Source organism: Staphylococcus sp. HMSC057A08 (genome assembly GCF_001812925.1).
Lineage (GTDB): Bacteria > Bacillota > Bacilli > Staphylococcales > Staphylococcaceae > Staphylococcus > Staphylococcus hominis.
Genome location: NZ_KV810858.1, coordinates 1 through 235, shown reverse-complemented (window position 1 = coordinate 235; position 235 = coordinate 1). Strand labels below are relative to the sequence as shown.

The window sequence follows — 235 nt, the reverse complement described above, 5'->3', positions numbered from 1 at the left end:
CTCATGATACTTAGCAACACAATTAACCAACGCTATCGCTATGCTACACAAGGCAAGACACCTACACAAATACAACAGGAGTTACGTGAGTTAGGTGTCAAAGGCTTTGTGGTTAAGGTAGCAGGAAGTAGAGTGACGATGAAAGTTAGTGAGTGTGACATAAAAAGGAACAGGGAGTGTTTACGATAGACATCAACAATCTCTACACCTACAAAGCAACATGCACCAATGTTGT

General features: G+C 41.3%; 1 protein-coding gene. It reads left to right on the top strand.

Annotation, left to right across the window (positions count from 1 at the left end; all coding sequences use genetic code 11):
• Window positions 1–3 precede the first annotated feature (3 nt).
• Window positions 4–189 (top strand): hypothetical protein, encoded by a 186-nt coding sequence (locus HMPREF2881_RS11950; protein WP_070653628.1) that lies wholly within the window; start codon window positions 4–6, stop codon window positions 187–189.
• Window positions 190–235: the final 46 nt, after the last annotated feature.

Excerpts from the sequence above, each read along its gene's own strand:
- HMPREF2881_RS11950 (WP_070653628.1), top strand. The coding sequence starts at position 4 with ATGATACTTAGCAACACAATTAACCAACGCTATCGCTATGCTACACAA.